The sequence below is a fragment of the Inquilinus limosus MP06 genome, from assembly GCF_000767795.1.
In the GTDB taxonomy this organism is placed as follows: Bacteria; Pseudomonadota; Alphaproteobacteria; order DSM-16000; family Inquilinaceae; genus Inquilinus; species Inquilinus limosus_E.
This window is the reverse complement of record NZ_JANX01001180.1, coordinates 1-289: the sequence shown is the minus strand read 5'-3', so window position 1 is coordinate 289 and position 289 is coordinate 1. Positions and strand designations below refer to the sequence as shown.

At 70.6% G+C, this 289-nt stretch carries 1 protein-coding gene; it reads right to left on the bottom strand.

What is annotated here, in order from left to right; all coding sequences use genetic code 11:
- Positions 1–102 precede the first annotated feature (102 nt).
- The coding region (locus P409_RS39935; protein ID WP_034850037.1) for a hypothetical protein at positions 103–289 on the bottom strand (187 nt) is incomplete at its 5' end.

Below are 289 nucleotides of genomic sequence, written 5' to 3'. Positions count from 1 at the left end.
AATCGGGCTGCGGCTCATCCATAGAACATATCATGAACGAGAATCGCCTGTTAAGGCTACCGAATTCCGTTCCGGCCGGGATTCAGCGGGATGCGCGGTGGCTCAGCCGGCGCGGAACAGGCCCAGGCGCTGCAGCAGCCGACCGATCACCCGGCCCAGCCGCTCGGCGACGCTGGCGGGGCGCGCGGCTTCGCGCACCGGCTCCGCCGGCCGATGACGATGGCCGGGCGCGTCCTCATCCTCGCCGCCGAAGGCGGCGCGCGCCTGCTCCAGCAGCACCGGGATCGAC